At 37.4% G+C, this 17,253-nt stretch carries 21 protein-coding genes; 18 read left to right on the forward strand and 3 right to left on the reverse strand.

The annotated features are described in order from the left end of the window. Positions 1-14: 14 nt before the first annotated feature. From sufD to V1L66_RS05530, 14 genes are all read left to right on the forward strand, one after another. Positions 15-1,322 (forward strand): Fe-S cluster assembly protein SufD, encoded by a 1,308-nt coding sequence (sufD, locus tag V1L66_RS05465; protein ID WP_333003582.1) that lies wholly within the window; start codon positions 15-17, stop codon positions 1,320-1,322. After that, the gene (locus tag V1L66_RS05470; protein WP_257962013.1) at positions 1,322-2,551 is read left to right on the forward strand and encodes a cysteine desulfurase; all 1,230 of its coding nucleotides are present in this window, start codon (positions 1,322-1,324) and stop codon (positions 2,549-2,551) included. The genes sufD and V1L66_RS05470 overlap by 1 nt, the downstream gene beginning before the upstream one ends. Beyond that, positions 2,541-2,966 carry a Fe-S cluster assembly sulfur transfer protein SufU gene (sufU, locus tag V1L66_RS05475; protein WP_036078619.1) on the forward strand — a complete coding sequence of 142 codons (426 nt, stop codon included), beginning with the start codon at positions 2,541-2,543 and terminating at the stop codon, positions 2,964-2,966. The genes V1L66_RS05470 and sufU overlap by 11 nt, the downstream gene beginning before the upstream one ends. A gap of 99 nt (positions 2,967-3,065) precedes the next feature. Further along, positions 3,066-4,463, forward strand: a complete 1,398-nt coding sequence (gene sufB, locus V1L66_RS05480; protein ID WP_016993620.1) for a Fe-S cluster assembly protein SufB — start codon at positions 3,066-3,068, stop codon at positions 4,461-4,463. Between the two features lie 229 nt (positions 4,464-4,692). Then, a complete protein-coding gene (locus V1L66_RS05485; protein WP_312126194.1) occupies positions 4,693-5,688 on the forward strand; it encodes an ABC transporter substrate-binding protein in 996 nt (331 codons plus the stop codon). A gap of 187 nt (positions 5,689-5,875) precedes the next feature. Further along, positions 5,876-6,733: a DUF72 domain-containing protein gene (locus V1L66_RS05490; RefSeq protein ID WP_036078614.1), complete on the forward strand. Its 858-nt coding sequence runs from the start codon at positions 5,876-5,878 to the stop codon at positions 6,731-6,733. Beyond that, a complete protein-coding gene (locus V1L66_RS05495; protein WP_333003575.1) occupies positions 6,733-7,557 on the forward strand; it encodes a sulfite exporter TauE/SafE family protein in 825 nt (274 codons plus the stop codon). The genes V1L66_RS05490 and V1L66_RS05495 overlap by 1 nt, the downstream gene beginning before the upstream one ends. A 20-nt stretch (positions 7,558-7,577) precedes the next feature. Next, positions 7,578-8,945 carry a bifunctional UDP-sugar hydrolase/5'-nucleotidase gene (locus V1L66_RS05500; RefSeq protein ID WP_333003574.1) on the forward strand — a complete coding sequence of 456 codons (1,368 nt, stop codon included), beginning with the start codon at positions 7,578-7,580 and terminating at the stop codon, positions 8,943-8,945. Positions 8,946-8,978: 33 nt separating this feature from the next. After that, a complete protein-coding gene (locus V1L66_RS05505) occupies positions 8,979-10,088 on the forward strand; it encodes an HD-GYP domain-containing protein (protein WP_066038192.1) in 1,110 nt (369 codons plus the stop codon). 43 nt (positions 10,089-10,131) lie between these two features. Beyond that, positions 10,132-10,908 (forward strand): sporulation protein YunB, encoded by a 777-nt coding sequence (yunB, locus tag V1L66_RS05510; protein WP_131521225.1) that lies wholly within the window; start codon positions 10,132-10,134, stop codon positions 10,906-10,908. Positions 10,909-11,015: 107 nt separating this feature from the next. Further along, positions 11,016-11,933 carry a lipoyl synthase gene (lipA, locus tag V1L66_RS05515; protein ID WP_004228269.1) on the forward strand — a complete coding sequence of 306 codons (918 nt, stop codon included), beginning with the start codon at positions 11,016-11,018 and terminating at the stop codon, positions 11,931-11,933. Between the two features lie 33 nt (positions 11,934-11,966). Then, positions 11,967-12,314, forward strand: a complete 348-nt coding sequence (locus V1L66_RS05520; RefSeq protein ID WP_004228271.1) for a YutD family protein — start codon at positions 11,967-11,969, stop codon at positions 12,312-12,314. Between the two features lie 114 nt (positions 12,315-12,428). Then, positions 12,429-12,956 (forward strand): HAD family hydrolase, encoded by a 528-nt coding sequence (locus V1L66_RS05525; RefSeq protein WP_279495904.1) that lies wholly within the window; start codon positions 12,429-12,431, stop codon positions 12,954-12,956. Positions 12,957-13,007: 51 nt separating this feature from the next. Further along, positions 13,008-13,202, forward strand: coding sequence for a hypothetical protein (locus tag V1L66_RS05530; RefSeq protein WP_279495903.1), 195 nt, complete (start codon positions 13,008-13,010; stop codon positions 13,200-13,202). 106 nt (positions 13,203-13,308) lie between these two features. On the opposite strand, the gene V1L66_RS05535 is transcribed toward V1L66_RS05530, so the two are convergent. Then, positions 13,309-13,575, reverse strand: a complete 267-nt coding sequence (locus tag V1L66_RS05535) for a DUF3055 domain-containing protein (protein WP_009371988.1) — start codon at positions 13,573-13,575, stop codon at positions 13,309-13,311. 88 nt (positions 13,576-13,663) lie between these two features. On the opposite strand from V1L66_RS05535, the gene V1L66_RS05540 reads away from it, so the two are divergent. Both V1L66_RS05540 and V1L66_RS05545 read left to right on the forward strand, forming a co-directional pair. Then, positions 13,664-14,116, forward strand: a complete 453-nt coding sequence (locus V1L66_RS05540; RefSeq protein WP_009371987.1) for a DUF86 domain-containing protein — start codon at positions 13,664-13,666, stop codon at positions 14,114-14,116. After that, on the forward strand, positions 14,113-14,865 hold the full coding sequence (locus V1L66_RS05545) for a TIGR01457 family HAD-type hydrolase (RefSeq protein ID WP_016993610.1): 753 nt from the start codon (positions 14,113-14,115) through the stop codon (positions 14,863-14,865). Before V1L66_RS05540 ends, V1L66_RS05545 begins: the two co-directional genes overlap by 4 nt. Before the next feature lie 79 nt (positions 14,866-14,944). Here the strand turns inward: V1L66_RS05545 and V1L66_RS05550 are convergent, their stop codons facing one another. After that, entirely contained in the window at positions 14,945-15,181 is a 237-nt protein-coding gene (locus V1L66_RS05550; RefSeq protein ID WP_004228286.1) for a YuzB family protein, read from the reverse strand. A 269-nt stretch (positions 15,182-15,450) separates the two neighbouring features. On the opposite strand from V1L66_RS05550, the gene V1L66_RS05555 reads away from it, so the two are divergent. Next, positions 15,451-16,515 (forward strand): NAD(P)/FAD-dependent oxidoreductase, encoded by a 1,065-nt coding sequence (locus tag V1L66_RS05555; RefSeq protein ID WP_004228288.1) that lies wholly within the window; start codon positions 15,451-15,453, stop codon positions 16,513-16,515. 55 nt (positions 16,516-16,570) lie between these two features. Here the strand turns inward: V1L66_RS05555 and V1L66_RS05560 are convergent, their stop codons facing one another. Continuing rightward, the gene (locus V1L66_RS05560) at positions 16,571-16,906 is read right to left on the reverse strand and encodes a YuzD family protein (protein WP_312126180.1); all 336 of its coding nucleotides are present in this window, start codon (positions 16,904-16,906) and stop codon (positions 16,571-16,573) included. 83 nt (positions 16,907-16,989) lie between these two features. Here V1L66_RS05560 and V1L66_RS05565 point away from each other — a divergent pair, with 83 nt between their 5' ends. Further along, on the forward strand, positions 16,990-17,226 hold the full coding sequence (locus V1L66_RS05565) for a NifU family protein (protein WP_004228295.1): 237 nt from the start codon (positions 16,990-16,992) through the stop codon (positions 17,224-17,226). Positions 17,227-17,253: the final 27 nt, after the last annotated feature.

Consider the following 17,253-nt stretch of genomic DNA (forward strand, 5'->3'; position numbering starts at 1 on the left):
GAGGACGAACTAGCATGACAGTGGAACTTAACTTGCCTGTAACAGTACAGGACGTGCGCTCGTTCTCAGAAGCAAATGGTGAACCAACTTGGTTTACAGAACTTCGCGCGGCAGCACTAGACAAAGTAACTGGTTTAGATTTGCCAAAACCAGATAGAACGAATATCACAAAATGGGATTTCATGAACTTCCCAGCGTTGGCAGTTCATAGTGAGGCATTCCCTTCATTGGATGCTCTACCTGAAGAGGCAAAAGGTTTAATTGACCTTGAAGCACAAGAAAACCTATATATTCAACGTAATAATACACCAGCATATATTAAGGCATCACAAGAACTTGCTGATAAAGGTGTTATTTTTACTGATATTTTCACAGCAGTTCGTGAACATGGCGAACTTGTTCAAAAATACTTTATGACTGAAGCAGTTAAAGTAGATGAGCATAAATTAACAGCACTTCATACAGCACTTGTTAATGGTGGTGTGTTTGTATACGTACCAAAAAACGTGATTATTGAACAACCCCTTCAAGTTGTTTTCCTTAATGACAATGCGGAAGCTTCATTATATAACCATGTTTTAGTAGTAGCAGAAGCGAATTCAGCTGTAACATATGTGGAAACATATGTTTCAACAGTAGAAGAGGCAAAAGGGCAAGCAAATATTATTGCGGAAGTCGTTGTTCAAGATAATGCACAGGTAACCTATGGTGCAGTAGATGTCCTTGCAAAAGGATTTACGACATATGTTAATCGTCGTGCACGTTTAGCGCGTGACGCAAAAGTTGACTGGGCTCTTGGTCTAATGAATGATTCTGATACAATCTCTGAAAACATCACGCATTTGATTGGTGACGGTTCTCATGCAGATACAAAAACAGTCGTAGTTGGTCGTGGAGAACAAAAACTTAACTTCACTACTGAGGTTCGTCACTGGGGTAAAAACTCAAACGGGCATATCTTAAAGCATGGTGTAATGAAAGATGCAGCTCAGTCAATCTTTAACGGTATTGGCTATATCGAGCATGGTGCGACAAAAGCCGATGCACAACAAGAATCACGTGTATTAATGCTGTCAGAAAAAGCTCGTGGGGATGCAAACCCAATTTTATTAATTGACGAAGATGATGTAACAGCAGGACACGCAGCATCTGTTGGTCGAGTAGATCCATTACAGCTTTATTATTTAATGAGCCGTGGTATCTCGAAAGCAGAAGCAGAGCGCCTTGTTATCCATGGATTCCTTGCGCCAGTTGTTACGCAATTACCAATTGAAGGCGTTCAAAAGCAACTGACGGAGGTTATTGAAAGGAAAGTTCGCTAATGATGAATAAAGACATTAAAAGCTATTTCCCAATTTTAAATCAGGATGTAAATGGTCATAGACTTGTATATCTTGATAGTGCAGCGACGTCTCAGAAGCCTGTTCAAGTGATTGAAGCGATTAAAGCTTATTATGAATTTGATAATTCCAATGTTCACCGTGGCGTGCATACACTAGGAAACCGTGCAACAGATAAATATGAAGGTGCTCGTGAAAAGGTTCGTAAGTTTATTAATGCGCAATCAACACAGGAAATTATTTTTACGCGTGGTACAACAACCGCTTTAAATACAGTTGCGACAAGTTATGGTCGTGCAAATGTTGTTGAGGGTGATGAAATTGTCATTACTCATATGGAGCATCATTCCAATATTATTCCTTGGCAACAATTAGCCAAAGAAAAAAATGCAACTTTAAAATACATTGAGCTTGAAGCAGACGGTACTCTTAGCCTAGAGAAAGTACGTGCGACAGTCACACCTAAAACAAAAATTGTTTCGGTGTCTATGGCATCAAACGTACTTGGAACAATAAATCCAATTAAAGAAATTGCTCAAATTGCACATGCTAATGGTGCTGTCATGGTAGCCGATGGTGCACAAGCTGCGCCACATATGAAAATTGATGTGCAAGATTTGGATGTAGATTTCTTAGGTTTCTCAGGGCATAAAATGTGCGGACCAACTGGAATAGGTGTATTATATGGTAAAAAGGAACACCTTGAAAAGATGGAGCCAATTGAATTTGGTGGCGAAATGATCGATTTTGTTGGGTTATATGATTCAACGTGGAAGGAATTACCGTGGAAATTTGAAGGTGGAACGCCTATTATTGCAGGTGCAATAGGATTAGGTGCCGCTATTGATTTCTTAACTGATATCGGGTTAGATAACATTCTAGAGCATGAGCATAAGCTTGCAGGCTACGCAATGGATCAACTTGAGACAATTGACGGTTTGAAAATTTTCGGCCCACGTGACCCTATGAAGCGTTGTGGATTAGTAACATTTAATCTAGATGATGTACATCCACATGACGTGGCAACGGTGCTTGACATGAACGGTATTGCTGTTCGTGCAGGACATCATTGTGCACAGCCACTAATGAAATGTCTTCAGCAAGTTGCGACAGCACGTGCAAGCTTCTATCTGTACAATACAGAGGAGGATATTGACCGTTTAGTTGCAGGGTTACGTTCTGCGAAGGAGTATTTTGGCGATGTCTTTTAATAATTTAGATCAACTATATCGTTCAGTCATTATGGATCACTATAAAAATCCTCGTAACAAAGGCTCTTTAGAAGAGGATGCTGTAACGATTGATATGAACAATCCTACATGCGGTGATCGTATTCATTTAACATTAAAAGTTACTGACGGTGTCGTAGAGGATGCGAAATTTGATGGTGAAGGCTGTTCGATTTCTATGTCCTCTGCATCAATGATGACACAGCTCATCAAAGGAAAAAAAGTAGAGGAAGCTATTGAGCTTTCTGATATTTTTTCTAAAATGATGATGGGTGAGGAGTACAGCGATAAATATGACCTTGAGGATGTTGAGGCACTGCAAGGTGTTTCACAATTCCCAGCACGAATTAAGTGTGCAACATTGGCTTGGAAAGCAATGGAAAAAGGTGTGAAATAAATCTTACTTCCTTGTTCTTGAGTGAAAGCTACTATGGCTTCACTCAAAGCAAGGGATGATTACCCAGAAAAATATATCTCAATGAACGGAGGAGAAACGATGGCTAAAAAAATGCCTGATATCGGCGATTACAAATACGGTTTCCATGACAAGGACGTATCAATTTTCCGTTCAAAACGCGGTTTAACTGAAGAAATCGTCCGTGAAATTTCAAATATGAAACAAGAGCCAGAATGGATGCTAGAATACCGTTTAAAAGCTCTTGAAACATTTTATACAAAACCGATGCCACAATGGGGTGGCGATCTTGGAGATTTAGATTTTGATGAAATTACGTACTATGTAAAACCATCAGAAGCTACTCAAAAATCATGGGATGAAGTACCTGATGAAATCAAAGCAACTTTTGATAAATTAGGTATCCCAGAAGCAGAGCAAAAATATCTTGCAGGTGTATCTGCACAATATGAGTCTGAGGTAGTTTATCACAACATGAAAAAAGACCTTGAAGATCTTGGTATTGTGTTCAAAGATACTGACTCTGCTCTACGTGAAAACGAAGATATTTTCAAACAATATTGGGGCAAAGTGATTCCTTACACAGACAATAAATTTGCTGCTTTAAACTCAGCAGTATGGTCAGGTGGATCATTTATTTATGTGCCACCAGGTGTTAAAGTAGAAACACCGTTACAAGCTTACTTCCGTATTAACTCAGAAAATATGGGTCAATTCGAACGTACACTTATTATTGTAGATGAAGGCGCTCACGTACACTATGTTGAAGGTTGTACAGCTCCTGTTTACACAACAAACTCTTTACACTCAGCAGTTGTTGAAATCGTTGTACGTAAAGATGCCTATTGCCGTTATACAACAATTCAAAACTGGGCGAACAATGTTTACAATCTTGTAACGAAACGTACAGTTGTAGAAGAAAACGGTACAATGGAATGGATCGATGGTAACATCGGTTCTAAATTAACAATGAAATACCCAGCATGTATCCTAAAAGGTGAAGGTGCTCGTGGTATGACATTATCGATTGCATTAGCAGGTAAAGGACAACACCAACATGCTGGCGCAAAAATGATCCATATGGCACCAAACACATCTTCAACAATCGTTTCTAAATCGATTGCTAAACAAGGTGGTAAGGTAACGTATATGGGACAAGTTCGTTTCGGTCCTAAAGCAAGTGGTGCACGTGCTAACATCGAATGTGATACGCTGATTATGGATAATCAATCGACTTCTGATACAATTCCTTATAACGAGATCTTTAATGATAATGTATCTTTAGAGCACGAAGCAAAAGTTTCAAAAGTATCTGAAGAACAATTATTCTATTTAATGTCTCGCGGAATTTCCGAAGAAGAAGCGACAGAAATGATCGTAATGGGCTTCATCGAGCCATTCACAAAAGAACTACCAATGGAATACGCAGTAGAAATGAACCGTCTGATTAAATTCGAGATGGAAGGTTCTATCGGTTAATTTATTAGCCACCCCTAGTCACAATATAAATTGTGACTAGGGGTTTTTTTGTGTTTTTATGTTGCGAATAAAAATGGAGAGAAATAGTACTGGATTTTTTTAAGATTACATACTAAAATGATAATGAGAATCAATATCATTTAGAAAGGGGTTGATAAATCTAGAAGATGTTCAGTACTTCAATAAGCCAGATGAGATAGTTAATCATCTTTCAAAGGAGAATATGTAAATGAAAAAGAAGTTTTTATTTATTAGTTTCATAGCAATATTTATGCTCATTCTCGCCGCATGTGGAGAGAAGAAGGCAGTAGAAGAGGAATCTTCCACTGATACACCAAAAGAAGAAGTGACACAAACAAAAGAAGAATCGACAAATGAAAATGGCACGAGAACGATTGAATATCTTGGTGAAAGCTATGAAGTGCCAGAAAAGGTTGAAAGAATTGTTGTAACAGGTGCTATGGAAGCGATGGAGGATATGGTTGTGCTGGATGTTCATCCAGTTGGGGCTATTGCTGTTGGTGGCAAGTTCCCTGAGCTATATGCTTCTGTAACAGACAAAGCAGAATCAATTGGTGAGAAAATTAAACCAAACTTTGAAAAAATATTAGAATTAGATCCTGATGTCATTTTAGGTTCAACAAAGTTCCCAGAAGAGGTACAAAGTAAATTAGAGAAAATTGCTCCTACAATTTTGGTTTCACATATTTCGACGAACTGGGAATCTAATTTGAAGTTATTAGCTGAACTAACTGGTAAGCAAGCAGATGCTGAGAAGATATTATCTACATATAAGGCTGATATAGAAGCTGCTAAAGCTACGTTAAATGAGAAACTACAAGATCAAAAAGTAGCGGCTATTCGTATTCGTGGAGGACAAGCGTATGTTTATCCAAAAGAAGTATTTTTAAATGCTGTCCTTTATGGAGAGCTTGGTTTAGCAGTACCAGATGAAGTTGCTAAAGCTAAATCTCAAGAGGCCATTTCTGTTGAGCAGCTTGCAGATATGAATCCTGATTATTTATTTGTGCAGTTTTCAACAGATGAAAATGCAGACGCGCCGAATGCTTTAGAAGACTTTAAAAAGAATCCAATCATCCAAAATATTAATGCATTTAAAAATGACCAAGTATTTGTTAATGTACTAGATCCATTAATGGAAGGCGGCCCTGCATACAGCAGGATTAAGTTTTTAGAGGCTATTCAGCAAAACCTTGTGAAATAAATGGTAGTCCGTTAAAGTAGCGTGAGTTCAATGGAATATGGACTCATGCTTTTTCTTTTGTATAGTTCCCAAAAGTTAGTGACAGCTTTCTATTTGAATGGACAAAAGAAAGCTATATTTTTTACATGATGTTTATTTGTAGTGACATACTGTGTGCTATGATTATGTACATAGAGGAGGATGTCACATGATTGTAGTAGGATTAACTGGTTGGGGCGATCACCCTTCACTTTATAGTGGAGTGACTCCCTCAAAGGATAAATTATTTGATTACACAGGTCATTTTTTAACGGTAGAAGTAGATACTTCCTTTTATGCCATACCAGCCAAAGAGCATGTTCGGAAATGGTGTGAGGATACACCTGAAAACTTCCGTTTTGTTGTGAAAGCTTACCAAGGCATGACGGGTCATTTACGTGGAGAGATTCCCTTTGAATCAAAAAATGATATGTTCAATGCTTTTATTGAATGTGCCAATGAATTTAAACGTTATGGAAAGCTAGCCATGGTATTAGCACAATTTCCACCATGGTTTGATTGCCAAGGAAAAAATGTGCAATATTTATTGTATATCCGACAACAGCTCAAGGATTTTGAAGTAGCGATTGAGTTTCGAAATCAAACATGGTACGCAGAAAATGTTGTCCAGCAGACGATAGATTTTTTACGAGAACATCAATTTATCCATACGATTTGTGACGAACCACAGGCTGGTGTTGGATCTGTTCCTTTTTATCCGGTAGTGACTGCAAATAAAGCGTTGATTCGTCTCCATGGTCGCAATATACATGGATGGCGCAACACAGGAAATGCAGAAAATTGGCGCAAAGTTCGCTTCTTATATGATTATAATAAAGAGGAATTACAGCAGCTTGGGGATAGCATGAAAAAGCTTGAACCCGAGGTCAATGAACTCTTCGTTTTATTTAATAATAATTCAGGTAATCATGCAGCGAAAAACGCAAAGGAGCTACAAGGTATGTTGAATATTAACGATGTCGGGTTGGCACCTAAACAATTAAACATGTTTGAAGGGGAACTATAATGGAGTTTATTTTATTAGTCATCATTGCATTGCTTGCTGGTCTAATTGGCTCATTAGTTGGGCTAGGTGGTGGTGTAGTATTAGTACCAGCAACATTATACATTGGCTTAAATTTAGGAATGATTCCAGATATTACGCCACAAAAAGTAGTCGGTTTATCAGTGGTGATGATGATTTTCACGGGACTTGCCTCCACGCTAAGCTATATGAAATCTAAAACGGTGGATTATAAAAGTGGTTTTATATTCTTTATTGGAAGTATTCCAGGAACAATCCTTGGCGCATGGGTCAATAAAGGGTTAGATTTACCATCCTTTAATTTATATTTTGGTATTTTACTTATTATTTTATCGATTATTTTGCTTGTGCGGGACAAACTGAAGCCTGTAAAATGGTTTGTAAAAAATGGTATACAGCAAGAATTTACTGACTCTGAGGGAAAAACCTATGTATATGGCTATCCCATTGGGTTTGCTATTACATTAACATTTGGTATTGGCTTTGCTTCTGGTTTATTTGGAATAGGTGGCGGCTCCATGATTGTGCCAGCAATGATTATTTTATTCTTATTCCCACCACATGTCGCGGTGGCAACATCGATGTTTATGGTATTTTTAACGTCCATCGTTAATTCCGCAAGCCATGTTTATTTCGGACATGTACCATGGCTTTATACTATTCCAGTTATTCCTGGAGCTTATGTTGGAGCAAAGCTCGGTGCTGCGTTAAATAAAAGAATTAAATCCGATACACTTGTACTAGCTTTAAGGATTATTCTATTATTATTAGGAATTCGATCTATTATAGAAGGCATATTAGCTTAATTTGAAGTGAGGTGGCTTTAATGCTTGAAAAGATCCATATTTTTCACACAAATGATTTGCATAGTCATTTTAAGTATTGGCCACGAATGCAAAGCTATGTGAAAGAGATAAGAAATAATCTGGCGAATATCGGGGAAACAAGCTATTTGTTTGATGTGGGAGATCATTTAGATCGTTCCAACATTTATACAGAAGCAACCGTTGGGAAAGGCAATGTGCGATTGCTCAATGAAGCGGGTTATGATGTGGTGACTATCGGCAACAATGAAGGTATTACATTATCCCATGAAGAGCTCTTTCACTTGTATGACAATGCTAACTTTGATGTTGTTGTGGCAAATGTATATGCCTCTAATGGGAAGAAGCCAGCATGGATGAAGCCTTATGTAATCTTAACAACAGCAACGGGTACGAAGATTGGCGTCATTGCAGCCACGGCCATGTTTGAAGTATATTATGAAGAATTAAATTGGCATATGGACGACGCTCGAAGTACACTGCTACGTTTAGCGCATCAACTACGTGAAGAAGTAGACATTGTTGTATGCTTATCCCATTTAGGCATTACAGAGGATGAGCTCTTAGCGGATGAGTGTCCAGAAATTGATGTTATATTCGGCTCTCATACTCATCATGTCCTACCAGAGGGCAAAGTGATTAATGGGGTTTTACTGACAGGTGGAGGTAAGTTTGGCCAATATACTGGACATCTTATCATAGAATATGATAAAAAATTGAGGAAAATTGTTGAAAAAAAGGATACTTTAATTCATAATAAGGATTTGCCAATTGTTAAAAATGAACAGAAAGTGGTACAGTTTTTGGAGGATGAAGGAAACAGAATATTGGATACTCCAGTTTTTACAACAAAAAAAGCCTACAACAAGGAATGGTTCCATTATTCACAGCTATCTGATTTATTTGCACATGCAATTTTGGAAAAAAGCGGAGCGGACTGTGCATTATTCAATGCAGGGATATTTTTAGATGGTCTTCCTAAGGGAATAGTGACTGCCTTAGATTTGCACCGAATTTTTCCACATCCAATTAATTTATGTACAATTGAATTATCCGTCGCTGAAATGAAAGAAATTTATATGCAATCCAAAAATGAAGAATGGCCTTATATCGAACTAAAAGGACTAGGGTTTAGAGGCGTCATTTTTGGAAAAATATTGACATATGGATTTTCCATGAATGAAAATCGGCAATTGTTAATTAATGGTAAGCTAGCAGATCAAAATCACATTTATAAACTGGTTACATTGGATCTGTTTACATTTGGTTATTTTTATCCAAGTTTTAAATATGCAAAAAAACAATATATTTTACCTGAATTTTTACGAAACATTATGATAGATTATGGTCAAAGATTCTTTAAACAATAGAGAGAGTTTAAAGAATGGAATGGGGAAGAAGTCATGCGATTAATTTCAATCGATGTATTAAAAGAAGGAATGGTATTAGGAAGAACCATTTGGAATGAGGCAGGTCATCCGCTTTTAAAGAAAGATGTTGTCATTAATGACCGTATTATTCAAAGACTTCAACAGTTAAATACACATTATTTATATATTGACGATGAGATTTCTGAGGGAATAGAAGTAGAAGAGACCGTTCCCCCTGCTATGCGAAATAAAGTCATCAAAACTATAAAGGATTCGTTCCAGTCCATTGATGGTTTGAATCCAGTAAATGCTTCTTATATATTAGATCAGCAATCAAAGACAATTGTTTCGATCGTAGATGAATTACTTTCAGCAGTTACTGGAAATAATGAAATTCTAACCATTTTAACAGATGCTTATTTATTTGATGAATATTTATATCAACACTCTTTCCAAGTGACATTGTATTCTATTGCCATTGCCAAAGAACTTGGCTACTCTGCTGAGGATTTACGTTTGATCGGGATAGGTGCGTTATTACACGATGTCGGTAAACTAATGGTACCGAAAGATATTTTAACAAAGCCAGGACGTTTAACGAATGATGAGTTTGAAATGATGAAGATGCATGCTCGTTACGGTTTTGATTTATTACGGAATTTACATTCAATCTCTCTGCTTGTGGCGCACTGTGCTTTCCAACACCATGAACGTATTGATGGAAGTGGCTATCCAAGAGGACTTGTTGACTTTGAAATTCATCCATTTGCCAAGATAATTGGTGTTGCAGATGTTTTTGATGCGGTGACAACGAATCGTGTATACCGGGAGAAGATGCTCCCTTCACAAGGACTAGCTATTGTTGAAGCTGGCTCGGGCACTCTTTATGATGCTCGAATTGTAAAAGCTTTAAAAAGAGCTGTTGTTCATTATCCAAATGGTGTTATTTTAAAATTATCAGATGGACGCCGTGGGATTGTATCTAGACAAAACACGTTGGATGCGGCATTACCATGGATTCGTATTTTTGAAGAACAAGATCAATTGCTGGCAGCTACATATGAAATTAATTTAGTGGATTATCCTGATGTAACAATTGAAAATGTTGAGACGGATTATGTGGTTCCCGCAAAAGTAGAATAAATTACTCCTCCTGTTCATACGTTATGGAACAGGAGGAGATTTTTTGTTTTTCCCTCGAAAAAGAATGAAATTACGCTCATATGGTAGAAGGGGAATGCGTCTTAATAAATTAACGATTTTAATTGTTAGTATGGTTGTTTGCCTTATATTATTTATTTATTATTTAAATGAACGGCTCATGCCAACCTATTTGCAATATGCGGAAGTGCAAACTACGAAGATTGCCTCATATGTTGTGAGTAAAGCCATTAATTCACGTACCTCTAATGTATTAGATGTAAATGATATCATTGAAGATATTCCTCCAGGTACGTCTGAAATGATGACGACTAAGTTTAATACAGAAATCATTAATCGTGTTCGAGCAGAGACATTAGAGCTTGTTAAAATGTATTTGGAGCAAGCTGAACAGGGAGAGCTATCCCATTTACCTGAATTAGATAATGTTGAATATGATATTAACAGGATCCAAGATGGTGATGGCATTGTCTTTTTTGTACCGCTTGGTCAAGCAGCCAATATTCCCTTGCTTGGAAATTTGGGGCCAAAGATCCCGATTCGCTTCCATGTGATTGGAAATGTTCATAGTAATGTGACATCCTCTATTCAAGAATTTGGAATCAATAGTGCTTATGTGGAGGTAGGTATTCATTTAGAGGTAAATGTTCAGATTATTGTTCCTTTCGCTAGTAAATCTTCTACCGTTGCACAGGATATACCTGTAGCGATGGGCCTAACAAGGGGACCTGTTCCAAACATTTATACCAATAGTAGTGACGCGCCACAACCGTCCATAGAAATACCTGTCCCTTATAAATAGAAATGTTTGTTGTGATAGTTGTTGGAGTGCCTTTAATATGTTACATTGACAACAGTGAAGATAGTTAATATTAAAAAATGTATATTTTTGATAGGGGCGATATTCGTATGACATCTTGTAAACCTACAAGTAAAGAAGAACATGTAAGAAAACCAGATTGGCTAAAAATAAAACTAAACACGAATGATGAATATAAAGGGCTTAAAAAGCTGATGCGTGAGAAAAATCTGCATACAGTATGTGAAGAAGCTCGTTGTCCAAACATCCATGAATGCTGGGGAGAGAGACGTACTGCTACCATGATGATTCTTGGTTCCGTTTGTACACGTGCTTGTCGTTTCTGTGCAGTGAAAACAGGTTTACCAAATGAACTAGATTTGGCAGAACCAGAGCGCGTTGCAGATTCAGTAGCCATTATGAATTTAAAGCACGTTGTTATTACAATGGTCGCACGTGACGATTTAAAGGATGGCGGAGCGCAAGTTTTAGCAGAAACAGTACGTGCAATTCGTCGTAAAAGTCCTTTCACATCTGTTGAGGTATTGCCATCAGATTTAGGCGGGATGAAGGAGAACCTTCAAATGTTAATGGATGCAAAACCAGATATTTTAAATCATAATATTGAAACAGTACGCCGTTTAACACCTAGAGTGCGCGCTCGTGCAAAATACGAACGCTCTTTAGAGTTCCTGCGTTTAGCTAAAGAGATGCAGCCTGAAATTCCAACGAAATCATCACTAATGATTGGATTAGGCGAAACACATGAAGAAATTTTAGAAGTCATGGACGATTTACGTGCAAATAATGTAGATATTATGACGATCGGTCAATATTTACAGCCAACGAAAAAGCATTTACCAGTTAAAAAATACTATTCACCAATAGAATTTGGTAAACTGCGTAAGATTGCCATGGAGAAAGGCTTTAAGCATTGTGAGGCTGGCCCACTTGTACGTAGTAGTTATCATGCAGACGAACAAGTAAATGCTGCAACGAAAGAACGTCAATTACAAGCGGAAGTGTAAACGTCAAGGCTGAACGAAAAGGGTGGTGTCACTTTGATCATAGTTGAAGGATTAGAATATGAACTAATAGAAGATTATCGCGAGGCCTTTCAGGAGGAAGTTTTTCAGGAAAGATACTCAGATATCTTAGCCAGATACGATTATATTGTAGGTGATTGGGGCTATAACCAGTTACGTTTAAAGGGGTTTTTTGATGATAAAAATCAAAAATCCACTTTTGATACAAAAATAAGTACGCTTCAAGATTATCTATACGAATACTGTAATTTTGGCTGTGCTTATTTCGTATTACGTAAATTGGGGAAAGTTATGAAACAGCCAGAAGTAGTGGATATGAGTGAAGTAACAAAGCCAACAGACCATGAACCTTTAGCAGAATAAACTCTTATACAAAAACCTGATGTGATAGGCATCAGGTTTTTTTTCATGATTGTTAGCTTTTGTGTAATTGGGGAAAACTAAAGCACAAAACAGCTTATCGAAGGTGTGTTGCAAATGAAAAGAGCCGTATTTTTAGATCGTGATGGTGTTATCAATGAAGTACTGACCAATCGTGTGAAGTTTGTGAATAAGCCTAAGGATTTGTACTTTTTACCGCAAGTGCCTGAAGCAATCAGAAAGCTAAATAAGCATTTTGATTATGTGTTTGTCGTGACAAATCAAGGTGGGGTTGGTTTAGGCTTTATGAAGGAAAGTGGCTTACAGAAAATACATGAACATATGGTGAAGGAGCTAGAGAAAAAAGGGGCAGTAATCCATGAAGTCGTTTATTGTCCGCACAAACCTAAGTCAGGTTGTGCCTGCCGCAAGCCCAATAGCAAATTAATTGTGGATTTAGGAAAGAAATATAACATTGATTTATCAAAATCCTATATGGTTGGCGATACAGATACGGATATTATTGCAGGAAAACGGGCAGGAACAAAGGGTGTTTTCCTAGGAGAACAAGATCCATTAGCAGATGCTGTCTTTCCAGATTTAATAAGCGCTGCCCAGTGGATTATTAAGGATGTCACAGCTTAAATGTATTGAGAAAAAGGGCGTATAAATCATTAAAAAAGGGATAATTTATGAATGGAGGTGATGATGTTGGCAAAAGAAAACCGCAATAAAAAGCCATTAGATCGAGAGGAATATGGGTATGGTTTTGATATTAGTGTAGACGATTTAGCTGTGATTGGTCAAAATCAGCAAGCGAAAAAGCAAAATGATAATGAAAATAAAGACAAGCCCCATAATAAAGATAATCCATCCACTTTAAATAAATAACAATACGTAAAAAGATTTCGCAATCGCCCATGGCTAGCGAAATTTTTTTATGTTATATAAAAAAACACCCAATAAAATGGGTGTTAAACACCCAATAAAATGGGTGTTAGTTCAATAATTCACGCAAGTATTCCCGTAATTCGATTGTTTCTTCCTCTGTGCGATTGTACACATGTTCTAAGTAACCAGGCTCTTCTACATCATCAGGACCAATAATAGCAAAGCGACCGAACTGGATATCCATGACAAGCACTTTTCCAAAGAAGCGGCCAGATTGTAATATAGCTAAATCATAACGTAGCTTTTGTCCAGCAAAACTAACAAATCTTGTTTTCGTATCTTCTACATCATCATATAAAAAAAAACGTTCCATCTTTTAATCTCCTTCCAATCCTATAGTTATGGTACTATAGAAGAGAAAAGACTATCAACTTTTAAAGATTTGAATGGGGGCTTTCCTTGTGTATTTTGTAGATCGTAATAAAATCACAAAAAATTTACAGTACTTAGATGGGCTATTAACTATTTTGGAGACAGAGGATAACTGGCTTCAGAATGATATAAAGAAATTAGCTATCGAGCGAATTGGACACAACATTATGGAGTCAATGATGGATGTAGGAAATTTAATGATTGACGGTTTCATTATGCGCGATCCAGGAAGCTACGAGGATATTATTGATATTTTAGTCGATGAAAAAGTTGTAGCTGCTGATTTGGAAGCACCATACAAAGCAGTTGTTGGCTTACGTAAAATGCTAGTACGTGAGTTTATAGAGGTAGATATCCAAGAGGTTATCCATGTACTAACAGCTAATCTAACGGCTTTAAAGCAGTTCTCGCCAGCAGTTCATAATTATTTAACAAATGAATTAGGACCTGTTTCAGCATTTTTGCCAGAGGATCATCAATGAAACAATATAAGGCCTATTGCTTTGATTTAGATGGCACTGTCTACCGTGGAAAGGAAGGTATTCCTTCTGCGGTAGCTTTTATTCATCGTTTACAGCAAGCAGGAATTGAGCCATTCTATGTAACGAATAATTCTTCAAAGACGCGAGAACAACTGCAAGAAGCTTTACTTTCTATTGGCGTGGACGCGCCATTAGAGCATATTTATTCAAGTGCATTGGTAACCGCAAAGTATGTAGCTCTCCATTTCCCAGGAAAAAAAGTAGCGATGATGGGGACAGATGGCATTCGTCAGGCACTACTCAATGAAAATATTGTACCTGTTGAGGATGAGCCTGATGTATTTGTTATGGGGATTGATCGTACGCTTGATTATATGGCACTTGCCAGGGCTACGGTTTTTGTCCAGCAAGGAGCGACCTTTATTGCCACGAATCAAGATATTAAATTCCCAACAGAATACGGGTTCTTACCAGGCAATGGTTCTTTTGCTCGCTTAGTAGGAGAGGTTGCAGATGTTGAACCAATCTACATTGGTAAGCCATCGCCAGCCATGCTGGAAGTAATTGCGACTGAACATGGGATTGCGAAAGAAGACATGGTAATGATCGGTGATAATTATGATACGGACATTATGTGTGGCATTCGTTTTGGCTGTGACACCATTCATGTGAATACTGGCGTTACGCCTACAAAGGCTGTCCTCGAAAAAGAATGCCAACCTACATATGTAGTGGACGTACTAAAGTAATAAAAGGATGTTTATGCTGATTTTTAGCATAACATCCTTTTTATTTGTTCACATTTATTCATACAGGCATTTTAGAAAACTACCATAATGGATTTTCTTCAATAAATTGATAAATGGCTTTCGTTAATTCATCAGGAGAATCAGCTTCTACTAATTCACCGTTTACTATTGCATAAAAGGATTCTGAGCACTTTGTACAATAACTGAGGCAGCCATATTCCAAAACGTCGATGTTCGGATCGCGTTCGAGTACTTCATAAGTTGCTTGAGAGCCATTTGCTAAATTACTTATACAAAATTCAACCATTGGATTCATCCATGTCACCTCACCAAAGTAATGCTACTCGGTTTTACGATTTTCGTCAATTATTTATGATTAAGAGAAAAGAGACGTTTTTTAATAAAAGATAAAGGGAATTCGTTATTAATGGCTTAAAAATCAATTGAATTGAACAAGTTCTCGTTTGTTTTGTGAAATCTTTCACAAAATTTCATTCTGATATTGTGAAACTTCTCACAATCGGTTATACTCGTTTGTGGATACTTTGTGAACAATTATTAAAAGAGATATAAAAGGAGACTATTATGGGAAAATTAGTACTTTTAGGTGGCGGCTACGGCAATATGCGTGTCATGCTTCGTCTATTAAACAGCCTACCATTAGACAGAGAGGTAGTTATAGTAGATAGAGCCCCTTTCCATAGTTTAAAAACAGAGTTTTATGCATTGGCGGCAGGGACTGCAACAGATAAAGAAATTCGTGTAAGCTTCCCAGAGCATGAACGTTTAACAGCCGTATATGGAGAAGTCGTTGAAATTAATCGTGCGGAAAAAGTAGTCATTCTTGAAGACGGACAACGTATAGAATATGATGATTTAGTCATTGGACTTGGCTGTGAAGATAAATATCATGGTGTACCAGGTGCGGAAGAGTATACGTACAGCATTCAGACAATGGGCAAATCACGTGCAACATTCCAAGCACTTTGTGGTTTACCAGCTGGGTCTACAGTTGGAATTATAGGAGCTGGCTTAAGTGGAATTGAGCTTGCAAGTGAGCTACGTGAAAGTCGCTCAGATTTAAAAATCAAGCTATTTGACCGTGGTCAACGTATATTGAAAGATTTTCCAGAAAAACTAAGTAAGTATGTAAAGGATTGGTTTGTTAAGCATAACGTTGATGTTGTTGCCAATTCAAATATTACAAGAGTAGAGCCGGGTAAAATTTTTAATCATGATGATGAAATTTTACTCGATGCAGTGGTTTGGACTGCGGGTGTTCAGCCAGTAAAAATTGTTCGTGATATGGATGTCGAGAAAGATAAACATGACCGTCCGCTTGTCACACAGTATTTTAATTTACTTGATGATGAACATGTCTATGTTGTAGGGGATTGTGCTTCATCAGATTTAGCTCCAACAGCACAGTTAGCAGAGGAACAAGCGGAGCAAATTGTGAAAGTACTTCGTATGCGTTGGAAAGGTGAACATTTACCAGAGAAGATGCCAGATATTAAATTAAAGGGCTTCATGGGCGCTCTTGGTAAAAAACAAGGCTTTGTATACTTAGCTGATACAACAGTAACTGGGCGTATCGCTCGCTTAATGAAATCAGGATTATTATGGTATTACAAACGTCAAAATGATTAATTAGCTGAAAGGGATTGTTTTAAAAAATCATTTTAAAACAATCCCTTTCATTTTGTTATACCGTTTTGTCCGGGACAAACCCTAAATTTTCAAGCGCCGTAAATACAGGCTTTAATTGGACATAGCCTTCTCCAACAACCTCATTGTTAATGAGGACAAGAGGGTAGAAAAATTCATCATCTTGAATACGTGACGCATATTCTTGATCGCGTTCATTCTCAATTGGACCTTCAATATCGATATAGCGAATATCGTATGCTTGATCTGGATATTTGCGATCGATGGCTGCTTGTAGCCACTCATATGTATCCTTGGAAGATGGAGCATTGACACAGCTAGCACAGATGACAGCTGTTCCATAAATTTCAATCATAGGTTTTGTAGATGGCATAGTATTTTCTCTCCTTGTGATTCAATATTGGATTTTTTCTGTTGCTAACATTATAATCATTATAAGGAAAGGAGTCGAGATAAATGGCAGAAGCAACAATTAACGACCAAGTTCAAGAGGTATTAGATAAATTACGTCCATTCTTACTACGTGACGGTGGAGACTGTGAATTAGTAGATGTTGAGGATGGCGTTGTTAAATTACGTTTATTAGGTGCTTGTGGCAGTTGCCCAAGTTCTACGATTACATTAAAAGCTGGTATTGAACGAGCATTATTAGAAGAAGTACCAGGAATTGTAGAAGTAGAGCAAGTATTCTAAGCCTTTATAAAAAGTTCTAGCTGATTT

The organism is Lysinibacillus sp. IITD104, assembly GCF_036698265.2.
GTDB lineage: Bacteria > Bacillota > Bacilli > Bacillales_A > Planococcaceae > Lysinibacillus > Lysinibacillus boronitolerans.